General features: G+C 68.4%; 7 protein-coding genes. 4 read left to right on the top strand and 3 right to left on the bottom strand.

All coding sequences use genetic code 11. From position 1 onward, the window contains the following. Positions 1-344 (bottom strand): low molecular weight phosphotyrosine protein phosphatase (locus tag J7E68_RS12740; protein ID WP_251048947.1); only part of this gene is annotated, 344 nt, incomplete at its 3' end. 231 nt (positions 345-575) lie between these two features. On the opposite strand from J7E68_RS12740, the gene J7E68_RS12735 reads away from it, so the two are divergent. Together J7E68_RS12735 and J7E68_RS12730 are read left to right on the top strand one after the other, a co-directional pair. Beyond that, positions 576-839, top strand: a complete 264-nt coding sequence (locus J7E68_RS12735) for a hypothetical protein (RefSeq protein WP_215173152.1) — start codon at positions 576-578, stop codon at positions 837-839. After that, a complete protein-coding gene (locus tag J7E68_RS12730) occupies positions 836-2,113 on the top strand; it encodes a hypothetical protein (protein ID WP_215173150.1) in 1,278 nt (425 codons plus the stop codon). Before J7E68_RS12735 ends, J7E68_RS12730 begins: the two co-directional genes overlap by 4 nt. A gap of 19 nt (positions 2,114-2,132) precedes the next feature. On the opposite strand, the gene J7E68_RS12725 is transcribed toward J7E68_RS12730, so the two are convergent. Continuing rightward, a complete protein-coding gene (locus J7E68_RS12725) occupies positions 2,133-2,537 on the bottom strand; it encodes a phage holin family protein (protein WP_215173148.1) in 405 nt (134 codons plus the stop codon). A 56-nt stretch (positions 2,538-2,593) separates the two neighbouring features. Then, on the bottom strand, positions 2,594-2,725 hold the full coding sequence (locus tag J7E68_RS20160) for a hypothetical protein (protein WP_285225348.1): 132 nt from the start codon (positions 2,723-2,725) through the stop codon (positions 2,594-2,596). 82 nt (positions 2,726-2,807) lie between these two features. On the opposite strand from J7E68_RS20160, the gene J7E68_RS12715 reads away from it, so the two are divergent. Together J7E68_RS12715 and J7E68_RS12710 are read left to right on the top strand one after the other, a co-directional pair. Continuing rightward, positions 2,808-3,875, top strand: a complete 1,068-nt coding sequence (locus tag J7E68_RS12715) for a histidinol-phosphate transaminase (RefSeq protein ID WP_215173146.1) — start codon at positions 2,808-2,810, stop codon at positions 3,873-3,875. A 96-nt stretch (positions 3,876-3,971) separates the two neighbouring features. Beyond that, on the top strand, positions 3,972-4,352 hold a 381-nt coding region (locus J7E68_RS12710), incomplete at its 3' end, for a thiamine pyrophosphate-dependent enzyme (protein WP_311416849.1).

Below are 4,352 nucleotides of genomic sequence, written 5' to 3'. Positions count from 1 at the left end.
CCCGCATAGTAGGGATCCGGCACGTCCTGGCTCGGAGCGTCGGGGTCGAACGCGAGCAGCAGGGTGACCTTGCCCTCGTCGTCTTCGCTGTGCGCCCATTCGCGCAGGATGCGCTCGTGCGTGCGGTCGAGCGCCACCACCAGATCGTTCTCGGCGAACGATGCGAACGTGAACTGCTTCGCGCGATGCAGCGAGCCGTCGTAGCCGCGGCGGCTGAGCGAGTCGAGCGTGCGGTGGTCGGCGCGCTCGCCGAGATGCCAGTCGCCGGTGCCGGCGCTGCGCGAGACGATTCGTGAGCCCAGACCCTGTCGTTCCGCGAGATCGCGGAACACGACCTCCGCCATCGGAGAACGGCAGATGTTCCCCGTGCACACGAAGATCACGCGGAAGGGATCCGGGGATGTCACCGTCCTATTCTGCCGGTCGGTGGCGGATCGCGCGACGCCGGAAATCCCGGGCCCGGCGTGCGGCACCCGTTCTGCACGGATGCCGTCGCCGCGCAGCCTGCTCACGGGGCCTGCGAACTCGGGCCCCTGGCGCCTCGGCGCGGGTGGCTGATCGCGGATGCTGAGCGCATGTACTCCTCTGCACTCGCACAGACCGGCAGCGCCGAGGCGACGTGGGCGAAGGCCCAAGCCCTGGCCGCCCTCCACACCGCCATCGACGCGCTCGACGACATCCGCGCGTCGCTCGCAGGCCTCGCATCCGACACCGACTGGCACTCCGACGGGGTGCGGGCGATGCAGGAATCGATCGATGATCTGCGGGGGCGCACCCGCGCCGAGGCGTCTGAAGCGCGCAGTCGAGAATCCGAGGTCGAGCGGATCGACGTCTCATGAGCGGGCTGACGATCGATCACGGTGGCGCGATCGCGGTCGATTCCGACGCTCTGCGCGACGTCGGCCGCCGAATCGACGGCGTCGCCTCTCGCTACGAAGACGTGCGCTCCGCGATCATGCGCGCCTACCGGGCGATCCTCGATGCCCCGGGGTTCAGCGCGCAGGTCGACACGGTCGAACTGTGGGCGGCGTGGCAGCGCGTGGCGCGCCTGCATGAGGAGTGTCAGGAGACAGCCAGCTCGACGCTGCTCATGGCCGACGCCTACGAGTACGTCGAGCTGAGGGCCGAGGCCGAGATGCTCTCGCAGACCGATCCGAGCACGGCGCAACGGCTGATGCGACGCGCCGATCGGCTCGCGGCGAGCGACGAGAGAGTGTCCGAGATGGCCCACGAGCTCATCGCCCGGTGGCAGGCCACGCGCTTCGAGGGCCTCACCGGCAACATCGTGACGCCCGACCTGTACGACCGGGTGTTCGAGGCCATGGCGATGACGGGAGTGCTCTCGGGGCTCGGAAAGGTGCATCCCGGCGAGACGCTGAAGGGCACGGCGGATGCCGTCTCGGTCGCGCCGGTCAAGACGTCTTCGCCGAAGGGTGCCCCGTCGGGCATGGCGGGAGCATTCGCGCGCATGCCCACCACCGCCGGGGCGCAGGTCGCCGTCGAGAAGTACTCCTTCGCCGACGGCAGCACGAAGTTCGTGGCCTACCTGAAAGGCACGCAGGGCATCGGGTGGGGTGGCAAGGAGCCTTGGGACCTGAAGTCGAACTTCGAGCTCTACGGGGAAGAGGAATCGGCGTCGTATCAGGCGACGCTCGATGCGCTGAGAGCAGCCGGAGCTGAGGCCGGCGACGAAGTCGATGTCGTCGCCCACTCGCAATCGGGGATGATCGCGGCGCACCTCTCGATGGAGAGCGAGTTCGACGTGCAGGTGCAGCTCACGGCGGGCAGCCCGGTCGAGCCGACCCTCGATGACGATCAGACCATCATCCAGGTCATTCACCCGGACGACCCGGTGCCGGCGCTCCGGGGCGGCGGATCGCCCGAGGGGACCGGATCTGCGGACAGCGCCGTCATCTCGACCCAGGGCAACCCGTTCGACACGATCGAGGATCTCCTGGTCGACGCTCACCACCTCGACACGTACATCGAGACCGCGAAGCGAGCAGATGACCTGAGTGATCCCCGGATCGAGGCCATGGACGAGTTCTGGAGAGAACTCGACACTGCCGAGGTGATCGAGCGGACCGAGTATCACGCGGAGCGCGTCGGATGATCGGCGCTCCGGGTGCTCGTCAGTCGCGGCGAGTGCGCTTGTTCTGCGGGCGCAGGATGAAGCCGAAGACGCCGTTGATCAGCGAGATGATGAGCGCGGCGAGCACGCCCCACCAGAAGCTGCCGAGGGTCAGACCCCAGCCGAAGCCGCTCGTGATCCAGGCGGTGAGCCAGAGCAGGAAGCCGTTGATCACGAACCCGATGAGGCCGAGGGTGATGATGTACAGCGGGAACGCGACGATCTTCACCACCGTGCCGATGATCGTGTTCACGAGCGCGAAGATCGCGGCGACCGCGAGCAGCGTCAGCACCAGCTGCAGGGTCTCACCCGGCGCGAAGGCGGTGATCTGCACCTGCAGGGCGGGGATCAGCGTCACGACCCAGAGGGCGAACGCGTTGACGACGACTCGGATGATGAAGCGCATAGTCCGTCCAGTCTTCCATGCGCTCCGCGGGAAGTCAGTCCGAGATCGCTCGCTCGCTATCGAATGTGCGCTCTGATCACGGCGGCGATCTCGTCGAGTGCGGAGAACAGCAGCCCTTCGTCGCGCACGCGAAAGCCGAGTTTCCTGATCAGGGCGAGCGCCTGCTCCGGCTCGACGTACTCGGTCACGGATCAGGCGTCTTCGAGCCGCCTGAGAGTGTCCGCATATCGTTCGGCAACCTCGGGGGCTGTGGAATCTAGACTCATCCTTGTGACCGACCCGATCCTGCCGCGCATCCGTCCCGCCATCGCCGCCCTGGCCCCGTACCGTCAGGGCAAGCAGGCGGGGCCAGACGCGTTCAAGCTGTCGAGCAACGAGAACCCCTTCGAGCCGTTGCCCTCGGTCGCCGCGGCGCTGCAGCACACGACGCCGATCAACCGCTACCCGGATGCGACCGCGGGCCGCCTGCGCCAGCGACTGGGTGAGCGCTATGCCGTCGAGGCCGACCAGGTGCACGTCGCCGCGGGCAGTGTGTCGATCCTCCACCAGCTGATCCTCGCCACCGCGTCGGTCGGCGACGAGGTCGTCTACGCCTGGCGGTCGTTCGAGGCGTACCCGAGCCTGCCGCTCGTCGCCGGCGCGACCGGGGTGCAGGTGCCGCTCACGGCCGACTCCCGCCACGACCTCGACGCGATGGCGGCCGCCGTCACCGCGCGCACCCGCGCGGTGATCCTCTGCACGCCCAACAACCCCACCGGGCCGATCATCACGAGCGACGAGTTCGCGACGTTCGTCGAGCGGGTCCCCACCGACGTGCTCATCATCCTCGACGAGGCCTACGCCGAGTTCGTGACGGCCCCCGGAGCGGTCGACGGACTCGCCGAGCGCGTCTTCGAACGGCACCCGAACGTCGTGGTGCTGCGCACGTTCTCGAAGGCCTACGGGCTCGCGGGCCTGCGCATCGGGTACGCGATCGGCCACGAGAAGGTTCTCGACGCCGCCCGCACCACCGGCATCCCGCTCTCGGTGACGTCTGCGGCCGAGAATGCCGCCATCGCGAGCCTCGATGCCGAGGGCGAGCTGCTCGAACGCGTCGCCGTGATCGTCGAGCGACGCACGCGCCTTGCCGAGGGGCTGCGTGCTCAGGGGTGGAACGTGCCCGACTCCCAGGCCAACTTCGTCTGGCTTCCGACCGGTGAGCGCACCGACGAGATCGCGGCGGCATTCGTGGCCGGCGACCTCGTCGTGCGCCCGTTCCCGGGTGACGGCATCCGCATCTCGGTCGGCGAGGAGGCATCCGTCGATCGCGTCCTCGAGGTCGCGGCGACACTGCGCTGACCCGCGTCGTTCCGCGTGTTCTCCGGCTTCCCGGCATATACGAGGACGTCCTAGGTATGCGTGACCGGGCATGCCCGCGCAGGTAGCGTTGTGGTCGTGACCTCGTCAGAGACTGAACTCGTCCGCGTCCTGGATAAGGACGGCCGCTTCGCCCCGAGTCCGGCTGCTGAGAAGTATCTGCCGCTGATCGAGGCGATCAGCGATGCCGAACTCGAGCAGTTCTACCGCGACATGGTGGTCATCCGCGCCATCGACGTGCAGGCGACCAACCTGCAGCGCCAGGGGCAGCTCGCCCTGTGGCCCCCGAGTCGCGGACAGGAGGCGGCCCAGGTCGGCTCCGCTCGGGCGGCGCGTGCGCAGGACACGCTCTTCCCGTCGTACCGCGAGCACGCCGTCACGAGGATCCGCGGCGTCGACCCGCTCGACATCATCAAGCTGATGCGCGGCGTCTCGCACGGCGGCTGGGATCCGACGGAT

The sequence above is a fragment of the Microbacterium sp. ISL-103 genome (genome assembly GCF_018613995.1).
Classification (GTDB): domain Bacteria; phylum Actinomycetota; class Actinomycetes; order Actinomycetales; family Microbacteriaceae; genus Microbacterium.
The sequence above is the reverse complement of the archived record's forward strand: the minus strand, read 5'-3'. Positions and strand labels throughout refer to the sequence as shown.

Excerpts from the sequence above, each read along its gene's own strand:
- J7E68_RS12735 (WP_215173152.1), top strand. The coding sequence starts at position 576 with ATGTACTCCTCTGCACTCGCACAGACCGGCAGCGCCGAGGCGACGTGG.
- J7E68_RS12730 (WP_215173150.1), top strand. The coding sequence starts at position 836 with ATGAGCGGGCTGACGATCGATCACGGTGGCGCGATCGCGGTCGATTCC.
- J7E68_RS12725 (WP_215173148.1), bottom strand. The coding sequence starts at position 2,537 with ATGCGCTTCATCATCCGAGTCGTCGTCAACGCGTTCGCCCTCTGGGTC.